The 19,647-nt window shown below is 60.4% G+C and carries 20 protein-coding genes; 15 read left to right on the top strand and 5 right to left on the bottom strand.

Going from position 1 to position 19,647, the window contains the following annotated elements:
• Nucleotides 1-285 precede the first annotated feature (285 nt).
• Nucleotides 286-891 carry a cysteine hydrolase gene (locus J1N02_RS29200; protein ID WP_027606645.1) on the top strand — a complete coding sequence of 202 codons (606 nt, stop codon included), beginning with the start codon at nucleotides 286-288 and terminating at the stop codon, nucleotides 889-891.
• An 86-nt stretch (nucleotides 892-977) separates the two neighbouring features.
• On the opposite strand, the gene J1N02_RS29195 is transcribed toward J1N02_RS29200, so the two are convergent.
• The 5 genes from J1N02_RS29195 to J1N02_RS29175 form a co-directional block, all read right to left on the bottom strand.
• Nucleotides 978-1,175 carry a hypothetical protein gene (locus J1N02_RS29195; protein WP_027606646.1) on the bottom strand — a complete coding sequence of 66 codons (198 nt, stop codon included), beginning with the start codon at nucleotides 1,173-1,175 and terminating at the stop codon, nucleotides 978-980.
• Nucleotides 1,176-1,402: 227 nt separating this feature from the next.
• Nucleotides 1,403-2,035, bottom strand: coding sequence for a hypothetical protein (locus J1N02_RS29190; RefSeq protein ID WP_227432263.1), 633 nt, complete (start codon nucleotides 2,033-2,035; stop codon nucleotides 1,403-1,405).
• Nucleotides 2,036-2,168: 133 nt separating this feature from the next.
• Nucleotides 2,169-2,987, bottom strand: coding sequence for a helix-turn-helix transcriptional regulator (locus tag J1N02_RS29185; RefSeq protein ID WP_092357188.1), 819 nt, complete (start codon nucleotides 2,985-2,987; stop codon nucleotides 2,169-2,171).
• A 5-nt stretch (nucleotides 2,988-2,992) separates the two neighbouring features.
• On the bottom strand, nucleotides 2,993-3,532 hold the full coding sequence (locus J1N02_RS29180; protein ID WP_421148149.1) for a kinase inhibitor: 540 nt from the start codon (nucleotides 3,530-3,532) through the stop codon (nucleotides 2,993-2,995).
• A 139-nt stretch (nucleotides 3,533-3,671) separates the two neighbouring features.
• Complete coding sequence (locus J1N02_RS29175) at nucleotides 3,672-4,154, bottom strand: Lrp/AsnC family transcriptional regulator (RefSeq protein ID WP_092357255.1); 483 nt, start codon at nucleotides 4,152-4,154, stop codon at nucleotides 3,672-3,674.
• A 143-nt stretch (nucleotides 4,155-4,297) separates the two neighbouring features.
• Here J1N02_RS29175 and J1N02_RS29170 point away from each other — a divergent pair, with 143 nt between their 5' ends.
• The 14 genes from J1N02_RS29170 (at nucleotide 4,298) to J1N02_RS29105 (ending at nucleotide 19,592) form a co-directional block, all read left to right on the top strand.
• Nucleotides 4,298-5,338: a zinc-dependent alcohol dehydrogenase family protein gene (locus J1N02_RS29170; protein ID WP_146476303.1), complete on the top strand. Its 1,041-nt coding sequence runs from the start codon at nucleotides 4,298-4,300 to the stop codon at nucleotides 5,336-5,338.
• Between the two features lie 327 nt (nucleotides 5,339-5,665).
• Complete coding sequence (locus tag J1N02_RS29165; RefSeq protein ID WP_092357184.1) at nucleotides 5,666-7,291, top strand: methyl-accepting chemotaxis protein; 1,626 nt, start codon at nucleotides 5,666-5,668, stop codon at nucleotides 7,289-7,291.
• Nucleotides 7,292-7,499: 208 nt separating this feature from the next.
• The gene (locus J1N02_RS29160) at nucleotides 7,500-8,516 is read left to right on the top strand and encodes an iron ABC transporter substrate-binding protein (protein WP_027606653.1); all 1,017 of its coding nucleotides are present in this window, start codon (nucleotides 7,500-7,502) and stop codon (nucleotides 8,514-8,516) included.
• 3 nt (nucleotides 8,517-8,519) lie between these two features.
• Nucleotides 8,520-10,118 carry an ABC transporter permease gene (locus J1N02_RS29155; protein ID WP_391564224.1) on the top strand — a complete coding sequence of 533 codons (1,599 nt, stop codon included), beginning with the start codon at nucleotides 8,520-8,522 and terminating at the stop codon, nucleotides 10,116-10,118.
• Nucleotides 10,115-11,161: an ABC transporter ATP-binding protein gene (locus tag J1N02_RS29150; protein WP_027606655.1), complete on the top strand. Its 1,047-nt coding sequence runs from the start codon at nucleotides 10,115-10,117 to the stop codon at nucleotides 11,159-11,161. Before J1N02_RS29155 ends, J1N02_RS29150 begins: the two co-directional genes overlap by 4 nt.
• A gap of 82 nt (nucleotides 11,162-11,243) precedes the next feature.
• Nucleotides 11,244-12,008: a hypothetical protein gene (locus J1N02_RS29145; protein WP_421148148.1), complete on the top strand. Its 765-nt coding sequence runs from the start codon at nucleotides 11,244-11,246 to the stop codon at nucleotides 12,006-12,008.
• Nucleotides 12,009-12,033: 25 nt separating this feature from the next.
• Nucleotides 12,034-12,465, top strand: a complete 432-nt coding sequence (locus J1N02_RS29140; RefSeq protein WP_027606657.1) for a hypothetical protein — start codon at nucleotides 12,034-12,036, stop codon at nucleotides 12,463-12,465.
• A 91-nt stretch (nucleotides 12,466-12,556) separates the two neighbouring features.
• Entirely contained in the window at nucleotides 12,557-13,222 is a 666-nt protein-coding gene (locus J1N02_RS29135) for a response regulator (protein WP_027606658.1), read from the top strand.
• A complete protein-coding gene (locus tag J1N02_RS29130) occupies nucleotides 13,198-14,553 on the top strand; it encodes an ATP-binding protein (protein ID WP_421148147.1) in 1,356 nt (451 codons plus the stop codon). The genes J1N02_RS29135 and J1N02_RS29130 overlap by 25 nt, the downstream gene beginning before the upstream one ends.
• Nucleotides 14,550-14,894 (top strand): cysteine hydrolase family protein, encoded by a 345-nt coding sequence (locus J1N02_RS29125; RefSeq protein ID WP_223841593.1) that lies wholly within the window; start codon nucleotides 14,550-14,552, stop codon nucleotides 14,892-14,894. Before J1N02_RS29130 ends, J1N02_RS29125 begins: the two co-directional genes overlap by 4 nt.
• A gap of 284 nt (nucleotides 14,895-15,178) precedes the next feature.
• Nucleotides 15,179-16,030: a sugar phosphate isomerase/epimerase family protein gene (locus tag J1N02_RS29120; protein ID WP_065927452.1), complete on the top strand. Its 852-nt coding sequence runs from the start codon at nucleotides 15,179-15,181 to the stop codon at nucleotides 16,028-16,030.
• Nucleotides 16,031-16,043: 13 nt separating this feature from the next.
• Nucleotides 16,044-17,096: an isopenicillin N synthase family dioxygenase gene (locus J1N02_RS29115; RefSeq protein WP_421148146.1), complete on the top strand. Its 1,053-nt coding sequence runs from the start codon at nucleotides 16,044-16,046 to the stop codon at nucleotides 17,094-17,096.
• A gap of 77 nt (nucleotides 17,097-17,173) precedes the next feature.
• The gene (locus J1N02_RS29110) at nucleotides 17,174-17,977 is read left to right on the top strand and encodes an ABC transporter substrate-binding protein (RefSeq protein ID WP_027606662.1); all 804 of its coding nucleotides are present in this window, start codon (nucleotides 17,174-17,176) and stop codon (nucleotides 17,975-17,977) included.
• A gap of 106 nt (nucleotides 17,978-18,083) precedes the next feature.
• Nucleotides 18,084-19,592, top strand: coding sequence for an amino acid ABC transporter permease/ATP-binding protein (locus tag J1N02_RS29105; RefSeq protein WP_027606663.1), 1,509 nt, complete (start codon nucleotides 18,084-18,086; stop codon nucleotides 19,590-19,592).
• The last annotated feature ends 55 nt before the right edge of the window (nucleotides 19,593-19,647 follow it).

The following is a 19,647-nucleotide window of genomic DNA, read 5'->3' as shown; positions in this document are numbered from 1 at the left end:
GCCACGTGCGGGTTGTTGCGTGAGCCGTTGAAAACGCCTGAAGACCACCCACCGGCTGTCGCCAACGTCAATGACTTTGCCAGGGTCGGAGCCCTTGGCGGCCGAACATTGAAACCCGTAGATGGCTCGCATTGGCAATGAGCATAGTATCAAAGTGCCCGCTTTGCTTGCGGTCTGTAAACGGATGCGGCGCTCTTAGCCATAGTTTTGTGTTTGACTGCCGCCCCACCCAACCCTGCCTGCTGTTCTACGCTTGTTGCTCGACCCACTTATCGGAGACCCGACATGAACCCACACACCACCGCCCTGGTGCTGATCGAATACCAGAACGACTTCACCACCCAAGGCGGCGTGTTCCATGACGCCGTCAAGGACGTCATGCACACGTCCAATATGCTCGCGAACACCGCCACCACGGTTGAACAGGCGCGCACGCTCGGCGTGAAGATCATCCACCTGCCGATCCAGTTCGCCGAGGGCTACCCGGAGCTGACCACCCGCGACTACGGGATTCTCAAGGGCGTTGCCGATGGCAGCGCTTTCCGCGCCGGCAGCTGGGGTGCCGACATCAGCGAGGCGATTACCCGGGAAGCCGGCGACATTCTCGTGGAGGGCAAGCGCGGGCTGGACGGTTTCGCCACCACGGGCCTGGACCTGGTGCTGCGCAACAATGGTATCCAGACTCTGGTGGTGGCGGGCTTCCTGACCAATTGCTGTGTCGAAGGCACGGTACGATCAGGTTATGAGAAGGGCTACAACGTGGTGACCCTGATCGATTGCACCGCGACCTTTACCGACGAACAACAACAGGCAGCCGAACGCTTCACGCTGCCGATGTTTTCCAGGACGTTGCAACACACCGAGTTTCTCGACGGGCTGAACGCCCGGTAGCCATCGCCCAGAAGGCGGCTTTACAGCCGCCTTCGGATTCCCAGCCATCTGCGACACCCTGGCCGGGTTCGTTGATCTGAAACACCTCAGTTGTCAGGGTGTTCGCTCGCCACTGAATCGGCAGCGTCCACATCAGACATATCCTCCTCAAGGGGTGCATCGTCGTCCGGCGGCAGCGGGATCTTATCCTCATCACGCTTCGGGTCGTGCCCTGTCTCGTTGTCCGTGCCGCGCGTTACAGCCTGCTGTGAAATGTTGCCCGGGGCATTCTCATTGATTTCCATGCTGGCTCTCCGTTCTTGGGCTCGGGATATCCGTGCTTAAGGTTGAGAAACGCCATGCCCCCCAGAGTGCCGGGCAACAGACGAATGGACGCGCCCAAACTGGCACAAGGTGGCACTGCCGGTGCATGTTTCGATCCATTCGGCGCCGTGGGTATTTACTGGATGGCGCTGACGGCGGCGCAATTATCGATGCGATTGAAAGGTGATAGTGCTCGGAGGTGCTTCGTTCATTTGTCCAGATTCATTGGTTCATGCATCCGTTCGCCTATTATTGCGCGCAGCCATGCGGCATGAAATTCCATGTCTTCCAGAGAAGTCCCCTCAGCCAATCGATATTCGAACTCCTTGCCCCTCGGCCCCTGACACACGACGCTGAAATGGCCATGGCGGTCATAACTGGCGAGCAAGTAAGGGCTGATACAAATGATATCGCTGAAGGGCACCTGCACTTCGGCGGGTTTACGGCCGCGACGGGTGACGGTGAGAGTAAGCAGTTGCCGGTTCTCGTCAAAGGTGAAGGCCAGCACTCTGGACGCAGAGAACATCCACGCGAAAACCAGCCCCATGAGCACAACAAAACCAAGCATGAACAGGATGAGAGGCGACGTGGTGAGACTCGCCCCATCGCTGGACGATGCGCCTTGCATCGCTTCGAGGCCGAAAAGGATCAGCACCATCACCCCTATGACCGGCAGGAACATAAGCAGCACAAAACAGAAACCCAATATGGCCGCCCCAGTGCTGCCGAAGGTGGGTAAGTCCGGATTGCCATGCCACATAGGTGGGTGAGCGCGCGGTTTTTCAGCGCCTGGCGCGGCTGGAGGCGTTGCGATGGGGTGAACTGAAGTTTGATGGGGCATCCAGCAGGCTCCGGGGGGACTGCGTAGACAGTAGCACTATCGCCAGACAGTCTGGTCCGGTACCCACCGATAAACGTCAACACCTGGCTCGCACTGCCGGCCGGCAGACTGGGGGAAGCCCTGCCGCAACGGTTCAAATCGCAGCCCGCAATTCACGGGGTGACAGGCCATAGTGTGAGCGAAAGCGCACGGCAAAACGGGAGGCGGAGGCGTAGCCGCAGGCGCTGGCAATTTCACCGATCGGGCGAGACGTTGTCTGCAGCCGTTGTAATGCTGTCGACAGTCGAACGCCCTCCAGAATGTTCCTGAAACTATTCCCCTCGTTCGCCAGTTGGCGACGCAAGGTCGACTCCCCCAGGTTCATGTGCTGTGCGATGCTCGCAACCGTCCAGTCTCTCTCCGGGCTGGCCATTACCAGTTGCTGCACCCGCTCGCACAAGGGATCGTTGCGCCCCATCAGCAAAGGTCCGGCCTGGCCGCCAAGGCATAGGCTCAGCAGCACCGCTTCCCCATAATGTGTGCAGAGTGCCTGCGGGGCGTTTGCATGGATGGCGACCAGCAACTGCTCCCATGCCTGGGTGGTGTGCCTGTCCAGGGGAACGCATAGATCGCTCTTCAGTGCCCCGCGACCACTCTTGATCTGCTGGCTATATCGGCTGCTGAATTGACGCAATGTCGAGACGGGAAAGGTCACCGCATCGGCGATGTAGTGACCCTGAGGGCCGGGGAAGTTTGAGATACCCAGCTCGCGCCCGGCCGGCATCAGAATCAGATGCCGAGGCCCTGCGCGCATTTCCCGGTCATCCCATTGCAACAGTTTTTCCCCCTGCCGCACTCGACACAAGGTGGTCACGAACACCGGCACCCTGGGCAAGGTAAGGGCATGTCGCGCCCGAATGACACAGGCATCGATAATATTTTCCCGGTGCTGTATGCCGTCACAAGGGCGCATGGTTCTTAACGTCCGTAAGTGGAAGTAATGGTCGCTTTGGCCAGGACGTTGGCGTTGAGCATGTAACCGACCAAGGCTCCGCTGGCCTGGTTGTCGAGCGGTAGCTTATCGGCTTTCAAGGCCCACACGGTGAATTGATAGCGATGGGGTTTATCGCCGACAGGAGGGCAAGCGCCACCGAACCCCGGCTGGCCATAATCGGTTCGCCCTTGCACAGCACCCGCAGGCAGGTTCGCCCCCACGCCGCTTGGCAAACTATGGGTGGAGGCTGGCAGGTTGACCACCGTCCAATGCCACCAACCGCTGCCGGTGGGGGCATCGGGATCGTAAACGGTGATCGCGTAGCTTTTGGTCCCTGCCGGGGCGTTTTTCCACGAAAGCTCAGGAGACGTGTTGCCACCTTCGCAACCGAAGCCCTGGAACACTTCGCGACGGGTCAACGGGCGGTTGTCAGCAATATCCCGGCTGGTCAGTGAGAAATCCGCAGCGTAGCCACTGAGTGTGACGGCCATGGAGAGTGCAGGCAGGATTGATCTGATGTTCATTGCGGCTCCGGCTGAGTCTTGAAGTGAAGCTCGAGTCTAGGTTGAACAAAACCGGGAGACTGTGCCGAAATGCTCGATAACAGTGCCGAAATGCTCGATTGTCCGGACGAACACTGGCTCTCGACGTGCCCGACAGCCTTCAGATGCTCAAGAGCTCGCTGACGGGCAGTCGATGAGTGGTCTTCATCTCTCGCAGGGAGAGGTTCGAGCGAATACTTGAAACCCCAGGGAGCTTCCTCAGCACTGTTTCGACAAAGCGGCTATAGCTGTCCAGGTCCCGTGCAACCACCTCAAGGAGAAAGTCCGCCTCCCCCGTTGTGTTATGGCAACTCAATACCTGCGGGGCCGCCTGGATAATCTTTTCAAACGTTGCCGTGGCTTCTTCGCTGTGATCCGTGCAGGAGATCTGGACAAACGCCTTCAGGCCCAGCCCGAGTTTCTTTCGATTGAGAACGGCCTGGTATCCCTCGATAACCCCGCATTCTTCCAGGCGTCTTTGCTTGCGCCAACAGGACGCTTCGCTGAGGGACAGCTGCTCGGCCAGCTTGACATTCGACAGCTTGCCGTCCCGCTGCAAACGCTCCGATATTGCAATGTCCGTTTTATCGAGTTGTTCAATCATGAAATAACCCCTCAAATTCATACTTAAAAATGAAGGCTAATTTCAATTCTTGCGTTCGGTCAATGGCAACTTGAAGGGTAATTTCAAGGCGCTCATTCATAATGGCAATGCCTGAATCGCCCCTCCAAGCCTAGGTAATTTGAATGAAAGCAGTCGTCTACGAAGCCTTTTCCAAACCGCCGCGCCTGATGAACGTGGCCGATCCATCTCCGGAACGCCATGGCGTGGTGATCCAGGTGCTTGGCACCGGAGTGTGCCGCAGCGACTGGCATGGCTGGAAAGGCCATGACCCCGACATTGAACTGCCCCATGTACCGGGTCATGAGCTGGCCGGCATCGTGGCCGAGGTGGGCCACGACGTCACGCGGTGGAAGGTCGGTGACCGGGTGACCGTGCCGTTCGTGGGTGGCTGTGGTGCTTGTGCGCAGTGCAACAGCGGCAATCAGCAGGTGTGCCACACGCAGTTTCAGCCGGGCTTCACTCATTGGGGCTCTTTTGCCGAGTACGTCGGCATCCACCAGGCCGATCTGAACCTGGTCGCGCTGCCCGAGAGCATGGACTTCGCAACCGCTGCAAGCCTGGGTTGTCGCTTCGCCACCTCGTTCCGTGCAGTCGTCGACCAAGGCAACGTCAGCGCCGGTCAGTGGGTCGCGGTTCACGGCTGCGGAGGTGTCGGCCTGTCTGCGGTGATGATCGCCCAGACCATTGGCGCGAACGTGATCGCCATCGATATTTCCCAGGAAAAACTCGATATGGCACGCGCCCTCGGCGCTGTCGCCACCATCAATGCCCAGTGCGTCGCGGACGTCACCGAAGCCGTGCTGGAAATCACCCAGGGCGGTGCCCACGTCTCGCTGGACGCCTTGGGCCACCCAACCACCTGTTTCAACTCCATCAACAACCTGCGCCGTCGCGGCAAGCACGTCCAGGTCGGGCTGATGCTCGCTGATCACGCCACGCCGGCCATCCCCATGGGCAAGGTTATCGCCCATGAACTTGAGATCTACGGTAGCCACGGCATGCAGGCGCATCGCTATGGCGCCATGATCGAGATGATCACCTCAGGCAAGCTGGCGCCTGAAAAACTCGTGGGCAAAACCATCAGCCTGGAACAGTCCATCGACGCGTTGACGAACATGGACCGCTTCGAGACGGCAGGGGTAACCGTCATAACCGAGTTTTGACCCATAGCGCCACCCTGAACATCCACCTATCAAGGGCTTGCCTGATTAACCTCATGCAGGCCCTTGTTTCCTTCGCACGAATTTCCGGCCGCTTTGACAAAGGATCAGGCGCCCACGGAAATATTTAATAGACTAACGATTAGCGCGCAATAATTTATCGCAACTATCACCTCGATTCATTTTTTTGAATTCCTCACTGTACGCATCGCCGCCAGGATGACAGTCAGCGCCAATGTGCCGCCTGCAAAGGCAGCCCTTGTTCGTGATCAACAAAAACTGACGCAGGGGCTGCCCCCTCCCCTGACACCTCGGCCTTCGGAGGCCTATATGAAACTAAGATCCTTGAATATCGCGCGCAGAGCGTTCGTCTGCTTCGGTCTGATCACCCTCTTGCTGATCAGTTTGGCAGGCTTCTCCTATTTACAAATCGGTCATTTGCGCACGGCGGAGCAGAACATCGAGCGAAACTCCCTGCCGAGCATCCAGGTGATTGACGATATTCAGATCGCCCTTCTGCATGCGCGCCTTGAGAGTATCCGCATGCTCTCGAGTACCTCCAAAGACGTGCATGATGCGTCGCTGTCAAAGGTCGAAGAGGCCATGCGAACGCTTGAAGCGAAGAGCGCGTTTTATCGTGACAACCTGATCTCCGGCGAACAGGATCAACTGCAGTTTGAGAAGGCCAGCCAAACAATGGATGCCTACATTGAGGGCCTGAAAAAAGTACTCGCCCTCGATCAGCCTGACCATGAACAAGCGATCACGTTCGCCAACACCGAGCAGGCACAGCGGGCCAGTGCCTATCAAGAGCAGCTCACACTTCTACGTGAGCAAAATGCACGCCAGGCGGTTTTGTCGGGGCAGGATGCAGCAGAGGTTTATACCCATAGCGTCAGGGTACTGATAGCTGTGCTGGTGGTGGCTTTTGCGCTCACTACCCTGCTGGCCACGTTGTTCACCAACAGTATTGTGAACCCCATCAGTTCGTCCCTGAAACTGGCGGAAGATATCGCGGCCGGCGACCTTACCCATGACCTGGAAGTCACCGGTTCGGATGAAGCATCCCGCTTGATGCATGCGCTCAATATCATGCAGAAGAACCTCCGGAGCACGATACTGGAAATATCAGGCGCCTCAGCTCAACTCAGCAGCGCTGCCGTCGAAATGATTTCGATCACGGAAAGTGCTGATCGCACCTTGCAACAGCAGAACAGCGAGATAGAGCAGGCTGCCACGGCCGTCACCGAGATGAGCGCTGCTGTCGAAGAGGTTGCCCGCAATGCCAACTCCACCTCGGAAGCCGCAATGCAGTCCAGCCTGGCAGCCGATCTTGGCAATAAAAGGGTCACTGAAACGCTCACGGCCATGCGCGGCCTGACGGGGTTAGTCGAAGTTTCCTCGGAGCAGGTAAAAGCGCTAGCAGGCCAGGCGCAAGACATCAGCAAGGTACTCGGCGTTATCCGGGCGATTGCCGAGCAAACCAATCTGCTGGCGTTGAACGCTGCAATTGAAGCAGCCCGCGCAGGAGAACAAGGCCGCGGTTTTGCAGTGGTCGCCGACGAAGTCAGGGCACTGGCGCACCGCACCCAAACCTCTACCCAGGAAATTGAACAGATGATCTCGACGATTCAAACAGGCTCCTCAGCCGCCGTCGAATCGATGCAGATGAGCACGTCTGAGGTCTACAGCACGCGAGATACGGCGGAGCAAGCCGGCCAGTCGCTGCGCCAGATCATAGATTCCGTACTCGAAATCAACGATCGCAATATCCAGATCGCAACCGCCTCCGAGGAACAGGCTCACGTAGCGCGTGATGTGGATCGCAGCCTGATAAGCATCCGCGACCTTGCCGTTCAAAGCAGCGAAGGCACTCGCCAGACGCTGACGGCAAGTAATGAGCTGTCACGGTTGGCTGTAAACCTGAACGACCTGGTGCTTCGCTTCAGAACTTAGTAATTGCCGTAGCGCGCCATTTCGGGTGAATGACACATGCCTGCAAACACCGTGGGGCGCGCTCGGTAAAACTCACCTTTTTTTCACGTTTTTTTTTCATTCCCGGCTCTACATTCGCCGCGCCTCAGCATGCAAATGATTCCTATTGGTCAGGAATCTCCAGCTATATTCCTCAAGCACACCCTCACCATCAGGAGCTTGCCCTCTCATGACTATCGGTTTTCCGTCGTTCCTTGAAAAAGCCCTGCTGGTCGGCGCGCTGCTCGCCGCCGGGCACGTCTATGCCGCGAGCGACAGCGTTGGCATCGTGGTGTACAACGCCCAGCACGAGAGCCTGACCAAGGCGTGGGTCGAAGGGTTTACCCAGGAAACCGGGATTCCGGTGACCATCCGCAATGGCGATGACACCGAGATGGGCAACCAGATTGTGCAGGAAGGTGCTGCCTCCCCGGCCGATGTGTTCCTCACCGAAAACTCACCGGCGATGGTGCTGGTCGATAACGCCGGGCTGTTTGCCCCCGTGGCGCCGACCACCCTGGAACAGGTCGGTGCAGCCTATCGTCCGGCCCACGGCAAATGGGTGGGTATCGCTGCGCGCTCGACGGTGTTTGTGTATAACCCGGGCGCGCTCAAGGAAGCCGACCTGCCCAAATCCCTGATGGACCTTGCCTCTCCCCACTGGAAAGGCCGCTGGGCCGCCTCCCCGGCCGGGGCCGACTTCCAGGCGATCGTCGCTGCCGTGCTCGAACTCAAGGGCGAGGCCGCCACCCTCGACTGGCTCAAGGCAATGAAAGCCAACGCGAGCATTTACCGCGGCAACAGTGCGGTACTCAAGGCCGTCAATGCCGGCCAGGTCGACAGTGGCGTGATCTACCACTACTACAGCTTCGTCGATCAGTCCAAGACCGGCGAAAACAGCAAGAACACCGCGCTGCACTACTTCAAGCACCAGGACCCGGGCGCGTTCGTCAGCATCTCCGGTGCCGGCGTGCTGGCCTCCAGCACACACAAGGAGCAGGCCCAGGCTTTCCTGGCGTGGATCACCGGCCCGGACGGCCAGGCGATTCTCAAGAGCGGCAATTCGTTCGAGTACGCCGTGGGCCGGAACGCCGAGTCGAACCCCAAACTGGTACCGCTGACGCAGCTCGATGCTCCCAAGGTTGATGCGTCCAAACTCGACAGCAAAAAAGCCGTCGCATTGATGACCCAGGCCGGACTCCTCTGATTGTTGCCTGAAACCCTGGAGGCGGCTGCCGCCCGGTCGATACCCGCGCGACCTTCACAGCGCAGCCACGCGCTTTTTTTCAGGCGTGGCGGCGCATGGGTCACCGGTTTATCGGTGCTGGTTTCGCTGCTGGCCCTGTTGCCCATCGCCTTCGTGATCGGTGTGTCCTGGCAAATCGGCTGGGCACAGATCGAGGCCTTGGTGTTCCGGCCTCGGGTTGCCGAGTTGCTGGTCAACACCGTATTGCTGGTGGTCATCACCCTGCCCTTGTGCGTGGCGCTGGGCGTCGCGCTGGCCTGGTTGACCGAACGCACCGACCTGCCGGGACGCCGTCTGTGGTCATTGCTGGCAGTGGCTCCCCTCGCGGTGCCGGCCTTTGTGCACAGCTATGCCTGGGTCAGCCTGGTGCCGTCGATCCATGGCTTGCCGGCGGGCGTGCTGGTCTCGGTCATCGCCTACTTTCCGTTTCTGTACCTCCCGGTGGCGGCCACGTTGCGGCGACTCGATCCTGCTATCGAAGACGTAGCCGAATCCCTGGGGCTCAAACCCTGGGCGGTGTTCTTCAGGGTGGTGGTGCCGCAGTTGCGCCTGGCGATCTGCGGCGGCGCGCTGCTGGTGGGCCTGCACCTGCTGGCCGAATACGGCCTGTACGCGATGATCCGCTTCGACACCTTCACCACGGCGATCTTCGACCAGTTCAAGTCGACCTTCAATGGCCCGGCCGCCAACATGCTGGCGGCGGTATTGGCACTGTGCTGCCTGGCGATGCTGACGATCGAATCGGCGGCCCGCGGTGCCGCGCGTTATGCACGGGTCGGCTCGGGCAGTGCCCGGGACCAGCGCACCCTGCGCCTGGGCACTCCCATCCGCATCGCCGCCCTTGGTCTGCAAGCGTTCACCTGCGCGCTGGCCCTGGGTGTGCCGCTGATTACCCTGGGCAAATGGTTGGTCGCCGGCGGCGTGGCCGTGTGGCAGATGAATGAACTGCTGCCGGCCCTCGAGCAAACCCTGTTGCTCGGCGCTGCCGGAGCGCTGCTGACCACCTGCGCGGCGGTGCCGATTGCCTGGCTGTCGATACGTGCGCCAGGGCGCTTGCAGCGCATCCTGGAGAGCTGCAACTACATCACCAGCTCTTTGCCCGGCATCGTCGTCGCCCTGGCACTGGTGACCGTGACCATTCACTTCGCGCGACCGATCTACCAGACCACGATCACCGTGCTGCTCGCCTACCTGCTGATGTTTTTGCCCAGGGCGCTGGTGAGCTTGCGGGCCGGGATCGCCCAGGCGCCGGTGGAGCTGGAACACATGGCACGCAGCCTCGGCCGCTCGCCCGCCCGTGCACTCTGGCTGATCACCCTGCGCCTGGCCGCACCAGGTGCAGCGGCCGGTGCCGCACTGGTGTTCCTGGCGATCACCAATGAGCTGACCGCCACATTGCTGCTGGCCCCCAACGGCACCCGCACCCTGGCCACCGGCTTCTGGGCAATGACCAGTGAAATTGACTACGCCGCCGCAGCCCCCTACGCGCTGATCATGATCCTGTTGTCCCTGCCGTTGACCGGCCTCCTCTATCACCAATCCAAACGCACGGCTGGCCGATGAACGCCCTCGAACTCAATGCAATCTGTAAGTCCTTCGGCAGCCAGCGCGCCTTGGCCGACGTCAACCTGTCGGTGCCCACCGGCAGCCGAACGGTGATCGTCGGGCCGTCAGGTTCAGGCAAGACCACGCTGCTGCGGATGATCGCCGGATTCGAGTTTCCCGATAGCGGCAGCCTTGCGCTCAATGGCCAACTGCTGGTCGACGCCACGCACGCCGTCCCGGCCCATCAACGCCAGATCGGTTATGTGCCGCAGGACGGTGCGCTGTTCCCGCATATGAGCGTGGCCGACAATATCGCCTTTGGCCTGGCCGCCAAGGGCCCGCAACGCGAATCACGCATCGCCGAACTGATGGACAGCGTGGCCCTTGACGCCAGCATGGCGCGGCGCTGGCCCCACGAACTGTCCGGCGGGCAGCAACAACGGGTGGCCCTGGCCCGTGCACTGGCGCAACAACCACGCCTGATGCTGCTGGACGAACCCTTTTCGGCGCTGGACACCGGCCTGCGTGCGGCGATGCGCAAGATGGTCGCACGGCTGCTGAGCGACGCCGGTATTACCACGATTCTGGTGACGCACGACCAGAGTGAGGCGCTGTCGTTTGCCGATCAACTGGCCGTGATGCGTCAGGGACGCCTGGTGCAGTCCGGCCATCCGATGGACCTGTACCAGTCCCCCGGCGACCAACAGACCGCCTTGTTCCTGGGCGATGCAGTGATCCTGCCTGCCAGGCTCGAAGCCGGATGGGCCCATTGCGAACTGGGCCGTATCGCGGTCAACAGCCTGGACAATTGTCCCGTTGCACAGATCATGCTGCGCCCCGAGCAGTTGCAGGTCAGCACGGGGTCAGGCGCCGGCTGCCAGGGCGTGGTGACCGAGCGTGATTTTGGCGGGAACACCTGCACCCTGACCGTGGCGCTGCAGCCTGACGATGGCGCACCGGGGCGCGCGATCCTGGTACGCAGTTCGGGCCTGCAGGCGCCCTTGACCGGCAGCACGGTGCAGCTGACGACAATCGGCGTGGCGCATGTATTTTCCGCATAGGTCGCCGGCCCTCAGTCCCGGCTAAGTTTCGTGCCGTACCTTCTCCCCTGCGCCACCACCGCGCACAGGAGAGGTAAACCCGATGAATGCCACAGCAGCCCGCTGGCTGAACAAAGTACCCGAGGTGACCCTGTCATTCTGGGTGATCAAGATCCTGTCCACCACCGTGGGCGAAACCGGCGCGGACTATCTCGCCGTCGATGCGGGCCTGGGTGCCGGCTGGACCAGCATCGGCATGGCCGCCCTGTTGGCCATTGCGCTGTTTTTCCAGCTGCGCACCAAAGCCTACACCCCCTGGATCTACTGGCTGACCGTGGTGCTGGTGAGCATTGTCGGGACGCAGATCACCGACATCCTCACCGATAAACTCGACATCAGCCTGTATACCAGCACGGTGATCTTCTCGGTCCTGCTCGCCCTCAACTTCCTGGTCTGGTACCGCACCGAACGCAGCCTGTCGATCCGGGCCATCGTGACCCCACGGCGCGAGGTGTTCTACTGGGCCACCGTGTTGTGCACCTTCGCGCTCGGCACCGCCGCCGGCCACCTGGCCACCGAAGCGCTGGGCCTGGGCTTCACCCTGGGCGCGGTGATTTTTGCGCTGATGATCGGCGCAACCCTGCTCGCCTGGCGCCTGGGTGCCAATGTGGTCCTGACCTTCTGGATCACTTACATCCTGACTCGCCCCTTCGGTGCCTCCCTCGGCGACTTGCTGACCCAGGCCAAGACCTACGGCGGCCTGGGCATGGGCGCCAGCTGGACCAGCGCGATCTTCCTCTGCGTGATTGTCCTGTTGGTGGCCGTCGCACAAATCGGCGTCGGCAACCGCAGAACCCTGCGCCCATAACTCAATTACCCTCAAGGACCTCATCATGCGCCCTGTTCAAAACCTTATTCGCCGCGCCGCAATCGCCGCTTCGATCCTGTTGTTGGGTATCGCTGCCGGCTGCTCGAAACCTGCCGATAAACCCCAGGCCCCCGTCACGCCAGGTTCGACCAACAGCCAGGGCAAGGCCGCCTCGAAACTGGGCGACCTGTCCGAGTTCCGCAGCATCGCCGTCGAAGTGGCCGGCCTGGTCGACAAAAACGACCTGCCTGGCGCGAAAGCCCGGATCAAAGACCTGGAGTCCACCTGGGACTCGGCCGAAGCCGGCATCAAGCCGCGCGCGGCCAGTGACTGGCATGTACTGGACAAAGCCATCGACCGTGCCCTGTCGGCACTGCGTGACAGCAGCCCGAAACAGGCTGATTGCAAGGCTGCTATGGACGACCTGCTCAAGGCATTCGACGCGATGAAAGGCTGATACCGTCCGGTGCGGACAAATACCCGCGCAGGTGCTTCAATACAGGCGCGACAGTCAGCCCTGCCGCGCCTGTTTTTTTGCGGAGAGGGACATGCGGATACTGTTGGTCGAAGACGATTCGATGATTGGCGATGCTATCCAGCGCGCACTCAGCGACGCCAGCTATGCCGCGGACTGGGTCAAGAACGGCCTCAGCGGCCTGGCCGCACTCGACACCCATCACTATGACCTGGTGCTGCTGGACCTTGGCCTGCCCGGCAAGGACGGCCTCGACGTGCTGGCGACCATCCGCGAGCGTAACAACCCGGTGCCCTTGCTGATCATTACCGCCCGAGACAGCCTGGATGATCGCCTGCGCGGCCTGGATGGCGGCGCCGACGACTTCCTGCTCAAGCCGTTCAACATGGCGGAATTGCTCGCGCGCATGCGTGCCGTGCTGCGCCGCAAGGGCGGCAATGCATTACCCGTGCTCAGTAATGGCGTGGTCTCGCTGGACTTGCTGTCCAAGCAAGCGACAACCGTCGAACTCAGCGATATAGCGCTATCCAGCCGCGAGTTCGCGCTGCTGCAAGCCCTGTTGATCCGTCCCGGTGCGATCCTCTCGCGCTGCGAACTGGAAGAGCGCCTGTATGGTTGGGGCAATGAAGTTGAAAGCAACGCCATCGAGTTCCTGATTCACGCCTTGCGGCGCAAGTTGGGCAGTCATGTGATCAAGAACGTCAGGGGCATGGGATGGATGGTGTCAAGAAACGCTTGAGTGAATCGGTACAACTGCGGCTTTCGGTGGCCCTGTCGCTGGCCATTTTGCTGGTCGCCTTGATTGCCAGCGGGTTTGCATTCGTCTCAGCCTTCGAAGAAGCCCACGAACAGCAGGACGACACCCTGCGCCAGGTGGCGATCCTGTTTGATCGCCAGCACATGACCCTGCAGTACCCGCAAGGCACCACCATCGACGGCGACGACGAAGAGTCCCGGTTGATCATTCAACACCTTGGCGACGGTATCGATCCCTCGGGTCTCACCGATGAGGTCATTCCACTGCCATTCCCGGCCAACTTGGCCGAAGGGTTGTCCACGGTCGAGGTGGCGGGCGAGGCTTTCCGTGTACTGGTCAGGACCACCGCCAACGGCGAGCGTATTGCGGTGGCCCAGGAGTCCGACGCCCGCGACAACGATGCACGAGAAAGCGCCTGGCGCAGCCTGCTGCCGTTCCTGATGCTGTTTCCCGTGCTGTTGCTGGTCGTCGGCGACCTGGTGCGCAAGCTGTTTCGCCCCATCGCCAGCCTGTCGGCGGAAATAGATCAGCGCGCCGAACAGGAACTGCACCCGATACATGAACAGCATCTGCCCACCGAAATCCGCCCGTTTGTGGTGGCCATCAATCGCTTGCTGGCACGGGTTGCCCGGTCCATGGACAACCAACGCCGTTTCGTTGCCGACGCGGCCCATGAATTGCGCTCGCCCATGACCGCCCTGTCCCTGCAGGCCGAACGACTGGCCGCCACGCACATGTCATCCCAGACCCGCGAGCGCTTGCTGCCTCTTTCACGGGGTATCGAGCGCGGACGCCAATTGATCGACCAACTGCTGAGCCTGGCCGCGGCGCAATCGGAGGCAGCCCGGGATCAAAGCGTGGTGTCAGTGCATGAAATCTACCGACAGGTCCTGGAAGACCTGTTGCCATTGGCTGAATGCAAACAGCTCGATATTGGCGTCGAAAGCACCCAGGATGTGCACCTCACCTTCAACCGGATGGACCTGTTTACCCTGGTCAAGAACCTGGTGGATAACGCGATCCGCTATACCCCAGCGGGCGGCCGCGTCGATCTGTCGGTGGCGTCGGCGCCCGGTGCGGTCAAACTGCTGATCCAGGACTCAGGGCCTGGAATCCCCCTCGAGGAACAGGCACGGGTATTCGATCCGTTCTATCGCGGCCTGGGAACCGATGAGGCGGGCTCGGGGCTCGGTTTGTCCATCGTCAAGGCGATCACCGAGCGTACCGGGGCACGCGTCCAATTGTCGTTTACCGATACCGCGCAACAACGCGGACTGAGTGTCACGGTCTGGCTCGATTCAACCCGTACATGAACGGTTGGGGCGTCGACATCAGCGAGGCGATTACCCGGGAAGCCGGCGACATCCTCGTGGAGGGCAAGCGCGGGCTGGACGGTTTTGCTACCACAGGCCTGGACCTGGTGCTGCGCAACAACGGCATCCAGACCCTGGTGGTGGCGGGCTTCCTGACCAATTGCTGTGTCGAAGGCACGGTTCGATCGGGTTATGAGAAGGGCTATAACGTGGTGACCCTGATCGATTGCACAGCGACCTTCACCGACGAACAACAACAGGCCGCAGAACGCTTCACGCTGCCGATGTTTTCCAGGACGTTGCAACACACAGAGTTTCTCGACGGGCTGAACGCCCAGTAGCCATAAAGCAGGAGGCGGCTTTACCGTCGCCTTCAGATTCGCCGTCACCCGCGCGTTACCCGTCGCCCCTCAATAGTTTAGAAGTCTCTGAACTATCTATTTGCACTTCCCTATTCTTTCCGCCAAGCGCCTCTCCCTACTATTGGCGGCAACAAAGGAGCCTTTCCACAGAGATGCGGCCCGAAGATTGCCTTTTCTGATTGTCACTGCCGTTTTTTGTGCGTTTCGGTCCACGCCGAAACGCCGCTGTGTCAATCATGCGAAGGCACCTTTGGAGCAGATCGATGAAGTTGGAAGTATTCCGGACGTTGTGGGGCTACACCGCGAGCAAGGCACAAGCGCTCGAAGAGTTGCTTGAGGCCGGGTTCGATGGCATGGAAGCCCGCCTGCCCATGACCGCCAGCGAACGCGCCGAGTTCGCAGCCTTTCTACGCGCCAACCATGTCAGCTATATCAGTACCGTCTTCAGCGCCTACGATGTTCTGCCGCAACAATCGGCGAGCGTCGACGAACACCTTCTGGACCTCGATAAAAAACTCGCTTGGGCGGCTGAGTTGTCGCCGCGCTTCATCAACCTGCTGGCTGGCAACGACCGCTGGCCACTGGCACAGCAAGTCGACTTCTTTGGCCGCGCGATGGACGTCGCGCGCAAGCACGGCCAGGTGTGCGCCTTTGAAACCCATCGTGCGCGCTCGTTGTTCAACCCTTGGGTCACCCTCGAGCTGATTCGTCAACTGCCGGACCTGCGCTTCACCAGCGACATCAGTCATTGGGTCGTCACCTGCGAGCGTCTGCTCAACGATCCGGAAGATGACCTCAGCGCTTTCGTCGAGCGCGTTCACCACATTCAAGCCCGGGTCGGTTATGACCAGGGGCCCCAGGTTCCCCACCCCGCCGCTCCCGAGTACACCCAAGCGCTGGCCTTCCATCAGCAGCATTGGGAGGCCATCTGGCGATCCCAGGAAAGTCGCGGCTATCAGGTCAGCACGCTGACACCGGAGTTCGGTGCCGACGGCTACCTGCATCACCTGCCCTTCACCAATGTGCCGGTGGCCGACCTGTGGTCGCTGAACGTGTGGATGGCAAATACCGAGCGCGAGCATTTCCGGCGTTTCAGCGGTGCCTCAACCCGATAAGGAGCGTTATTTCATGCCTGACCAAACGCCAAAGGCCCCCAACTTCAATCGCATTCCGCTGGTGGACATCGCCGGGCTGTACAGCGACGACATCGCACAGCGCCAGGCAGTGGCCGAAGAACTCGGTAACGCCGCCCGCGCAGTGGGTTTTCTGTACATCAAGAACCACGGCATCGAGTCGTCGCTGATCGACGGCTTGCGTCACGCGGCGAAGGACCTGTTTGCGCAATCTCTTGAGTACAAGATGCAGCATTACATCGGCACCTCCCGCAGCCACAAGGGTTTTGTGCCTGAAGGCGAAGAGGTCTATGCCAAAGGCAAACCGGACCACAAGGAGGCGTTCGATATCGGTTTTGAAGTGGGCGAAGACGACCCGCTGGTCAGGGCCGGAACCCCCTTGATCGGGGCCAATGAATGGCCGGACCTGCCGGGTTTCCGTCCCGCCGTCGAAGCGTACTACGCTGCGGTGTTTGCGCTGGGTCGTCGCCTGTTCAAGGGCTTTGCGCTCGCATTGGGCCTTGAAGAGGACTATTTCGAGGCAATGGTTACCCGCCCACCGTCGAAACTGCGCCTGATTCACTACCCCTTTGACCTGGCCGCCCAAGACGCACCCGGCATTGGTGCGCATACCGACTACGAGTGCTTCACCATTTTGCTTGCCGACAAGCCAGGCCTCGAGGTGATGAACGATCAAGGGCAATGGATTGATGCGCCGCCCGTAAACGGTGCCTTTGTGGTCAACATCGGCGACATGCTGGAGGTCATGACCGCGGGTACGTTCGTCGCTACGGCTCACCGAGTGCGAACCGTCAGCGAAGAGCGCTATGCCTTCCCACTCTTCTACGCGTGCGACTTCCATACGCAGATCAAGCCACTGCCACAGTTTCTTGAAGGCGCTAAGGATTACGAGGAAATCACCATCGGTGAGCACATGTTCGGCCAAGCGTTGCAGACCTATCAGTACCTGCGCCGCAAAGTCGAACGGGGCGAACTCAAGCTGTACGAGAAAGCACGCAAGCCATCGAGCTTCGGTCACTTGAAGAGCCAGGCGCAGGACGCGTCCTGATGCAACCCTCAGCCTGGTCACACCGCCCTGTTTAACCACCCGCCCAGCCCTACTTTACCGACGTGGAGTCATCGATGATGCGCAATCCAATCAATCATGCTGTCCGCTTGACCCTGCTGGCCGTCGCACTCCTTGGTGCGGCCGGCGCCCATGCAGCAACGACGGTGACACCCGGCGTACTCAAGGTCGGCATGGAAATCACCTATCCGCCCTTCGAGTCATACGACGAACATAAAAACGTCGTCGGTTCCGACCCCGAGCTGGCGCACCTGCTCGCCAAGCACCTGGACCTCAAGGCCGACTTCGTCGACACCAAGTTTTCCAACCTGATCCTCAGCCTGAACGCCGGCCACTACGACGCGATCATCTCCGGCATGTACATCACGCCCCAGCGGCAGACGCAAGCGCAAACCATCCCGTACGCCAAGACCGGCGCAGCGATCATGGTGCTGAAGGACAGCCCGCTGAAACCGAAGGTACCGGAAGACCTCTGCGGCCTGAAAGTCGGCCTGGAAAAAGGCACCACGTGGGTGACGCAGTTCAACACGCTCTCGACCGACTACTGCACCCCGAATAACAAGGGCGCGATTATGGTCAGCGAGTTCCCGTCCGCACCGGAGGTAACCCAGGCGCTGCTCTCCGGCAATGTGCAGGCTCAGGTGGAGATCGACGGCGCCGCCGGCATGATCGCAGAACGCACCAAGGGCCGCGTCGTGGTGAGCACCGAGCACTCGATCTATCAGCAGACGCTGGGGATTTACGTCAAGAAAGGCAACGACGCGCTCTATCAGGCACTGCTCAAGGCCTTTGAGGCGAGCAAGGCCTCCGGTGAATACACCGCCCTGTTGAAGAAATACAACCTCGAAGAACCGACTAACTGACCCGGTGCAGCCCTGTGGGAGCGCAGCCGCTCCCACAGTCGGCGGCTTTCGCTTGACTGCCCGGCCCAGGTAAAGCCTGTGTCGACGCCAGCAGTTGGAGAGACACATGCAATTTGAATGGCCTTACTTTTTTTCTCTGTTTTCGCTCTCGGACTTCTGGAAAGCCTGCATTACGGTGGTGGAACTCAGCACGCTGGCCTGGTTCATCGGCATGCTGCTGGGCTTCCTGCTGGCTTCGGCCAAGCTTTCGGCCGCGCGTTGGATCAGCGTGCCGGCGTCGATTTATATCTGGTTCTTTCGCAGCGTGCCGCTGCTGGTACTCGTGGTGTTCGTCTATAACCTGCCGCAGATGTTCCCGGTCACCCGTGGCGTCCTGTCCAACCCGTTCTATTCCGGCCTGTTGGCCCTGGTGGTCACCGAAGCGGCCTATATGGCGGAAATCCACCGTGGTGGCTTGATATCCGTGGCCAAAGGTCAAAAAGAGGCCGGCCGCGCGCTGGGCATCGGCCTGATCGGTTTGCAGCGCCTGATCGTGATCCCCCAGGCGTTCCGCATTTCCCTGCCGACGCTGATCAACGAATACATCACCGTGGTGAAACTGACCTCACTGGTCTCGGTGATTTCCTTGACCGAACTGTTGACCGTGGGCCAGCGCCTTTACGCGCAAAACTTCCTGGTGATGGAAACCCTGTCGGCTGTGGCGGTGTATTACGTGCTGATCGTGACCGTGCTCGGCTGGCTGTTTCATTGGCTGGAGCACCACCTGGAACTCAACAACCGCACACCCCGGACGCTGGATGACACCAGCATGGGGCGCCTACGCGCATCACAACCCGCCCCTCCTTCGGCAAGCGCTCGGAAAGCCTCCGGGCCTGGCTCGGCACCCGCCCTGCAACTGGTCGACATTCACAAGCGCTACGGCCAGCACGCTGTGCTCAAAGGCATCAACCTTGATGTAAATGTGGGTCAGGTGGTTTCCATCATCGGCCCGTCCGGCTCGGGGAAAACCTCGCTGATTCGCACCGTCAACGCCCTGGAAAGCATCGACCAAGGCGAGATCATTCTGTTCGGCGAAAGCTATATCCACGCCGGTGACAACACCAACACCCAACAAGTACGCCGTGGGGTACAGCACATCGGCATGGTGTTCCAGGGCTTCAACCTGTTTCCCCATCGCACCATTCTCGACAACGTCACCCTCGCGCCGCGCTATCACGGCCGCGACAAGCTCATCAGCGAGCAGCGCGCCTACGCCCTGCTGGACAAGGTCGGACTGCTGGCTCACGCGCACAAGTATCCGCATCAGTTGTCTGGGGGGCAGCAACAACGCGTGGCAATCGCCCGCGCACTGGCCATGGATCCACATATCATGCTGTTTGATGAGCCGACGTCAGCCCTTGACCCGGAACTGGTGGGCGACGTGCTCAAGGTCATCGGCGACCTGGCCAAAGAAGGCATGACCATGCTGATCGTGACCCACGAGATGGACTTCGCCCTGTCCATTTCCGACCGGGTGATCTTCATGGAAGACGGCCTGGTTGCACTGGATGCGGCGCCTGGGATGATTCGTGCCGATCAGTGCGGCGAGCGAATCAAGGCGTTCATGCGGGTTTGAACCCGGCGTGAGGGGGGCCTGAAATTTGAAACGCAAGCGTCGCTGATCAGCGCCA

Origin of the sequence: Pseudomonas sp. NFX5 (assembly GCF_049132125.1) — a bacterium.
Taxonomy (GTDB): domain Bacteria; phylum Pseudomonadota; class Gammaproteobacteria; order Pseudomonadales; family Pseudomonadaceae; genus Aquipseudomonas; species Aquipseudomonas marginalis.
Note: the sequence above shows the minus strand (reverse complement) of the source record. Positions and strands in the feature narration are given on the sequence as shown.

Excerpts from the sequence above, each read along its gene's own strand:
- J1N02_RS29160 (WP_027606653.1), top strand. The coding sequence starts at position 7,500 with ATGACTATCGGTTTTCCGTCGTTCCTTGAAAAAGCCCTGCTGGTCGGC.
- J1N02_RS29115 (WP_421148146.1), top strand. The coding sequence starts at position 16,044 with ATGCCTGACCAAACGCCAAAGGCCCCCAACTTCAATCGCATTCCGCTG.
- J1N02_RS29120 (WP_065927452.1), top strand. The coding sequence starts at position 15,179 with ATGAAGTTGGAAGTATTCCGGACGTTGTGGGGCTACACCGCGAGCAAG.
- J1N02_RS29185 (WP_092357188.1), bottom strand. The coding sequence starts at position 2,987 with ATGCGCCCTTGTGACGGCATACAGCACCGGGAAAATATTATCGATGCC.
- J1N02_RS29195 (WP_027606646.1), bottom strand. The coding sequence starts at position 1,175 with ATGGAAATCAATGAGAATGCCCCGGGCAACATTTCACAGCAGGCTGTA.
- J1N02_RS29125 (WP_223841593.1), top strand. The coding sequence starts at position 14,550 with ATGAACGGTTGGGGCGTCGACATCAGCGAGGCGATTACCCGGGAAGCC.
- J1N02_RS29170 (WP_146476303.1), top strand. The coding sequence starts at position 4,298 with ATGAAAGCAGTCGTCTACGAAGCCTTTTCCAAACCGCCGCGCCTGATG.
- J1N02_RS29175 (WP_092357255.1), bottom strand. The coding sequence starts at position 4,154 with ATGATTGAACAACTCGATAAAACGGACATTGCAATATCGGAGCGTTTG.
- J1N02_RS29105 (WP_027606663.1), top strand. The coding sequence starts at position 18,084 with ATGCAATTTGAATGGCCTTACTTTTTTTCTCTGTTTTCGCTCTCGGAC.
- J1N02_RS29180 (WP_421148149.1), bottom strand. The coding sequence starts at position 3,532 with ATGAACATCAGATCAATCCTGCCTGCACTCTCCATGGCCGTCACACTC.
- J1N02_RS29110 (WP_027606662.1), top strand. The coding sequence starts at position 17,174 with ATGCGCAATCCAATCAATCATGCTGTCCGCTTGACCCTGCTGGCCGTC.
- J1N02_RS29135 (WP_027606658.1), top strand. The coding sequence starts at position 12,557 with ATGCGGATACTGTTGGTCGAAGACGATTCGATGATTGGCGATGCTATC.
- J1N02_RS29165 (WP_092357184.1), top strand. The coding sequence starts at position 5,666 with ATGAAACTAAGATCCTTGAATATCGCGCGCAGAGCGTTCGTCTGCTTC.
- J1N02_RS29190 (WP_227432263.1), bottom strand. The coding sequence starts at position 2,035 with ATGCCCCATCAAACTTCAGTTCACCCCATCGCAACGCCTCCAGCCGCG.
- J1N02_RS29150 (WP_027606655.1), top strand. The coding sequence starts at position 10,115 with ATGAACGCCCTCGAACTCAATGCAATCTGTAAGTCCTTCGGCAGCCAG.
- J1N02_RS29140 (WP_027606657.1), top strand. The coding sequence starts at position 12,034 with ATGCGCCCTGTTCAAAACCTTATTCGCCGCGCCGCAATCGCCGCTTCG.
- J1N02_RS29145 (WP_421148148.1), top strand. The coding sequence starts at position 11,244 with ATGAATGCCACAGCAGCCCGCTGGCTGAACAAAGTACCCGAGGTGACC.
- J1N02_RS29130 (WP_421148147.1), top strand. The coding sequence starts at position 13,198 with ATGGATGGTGTCAAGAAACGCTTGAGTGAATCGGTACAACTGCGGCTT.
- J1N02_RS29200 (WP_027606645.1), top strand. The coding sequence starts at position 286 with ATGAACCCACACACCACCGCCCTGGTGCTGATCGAATACCAGAACGAC.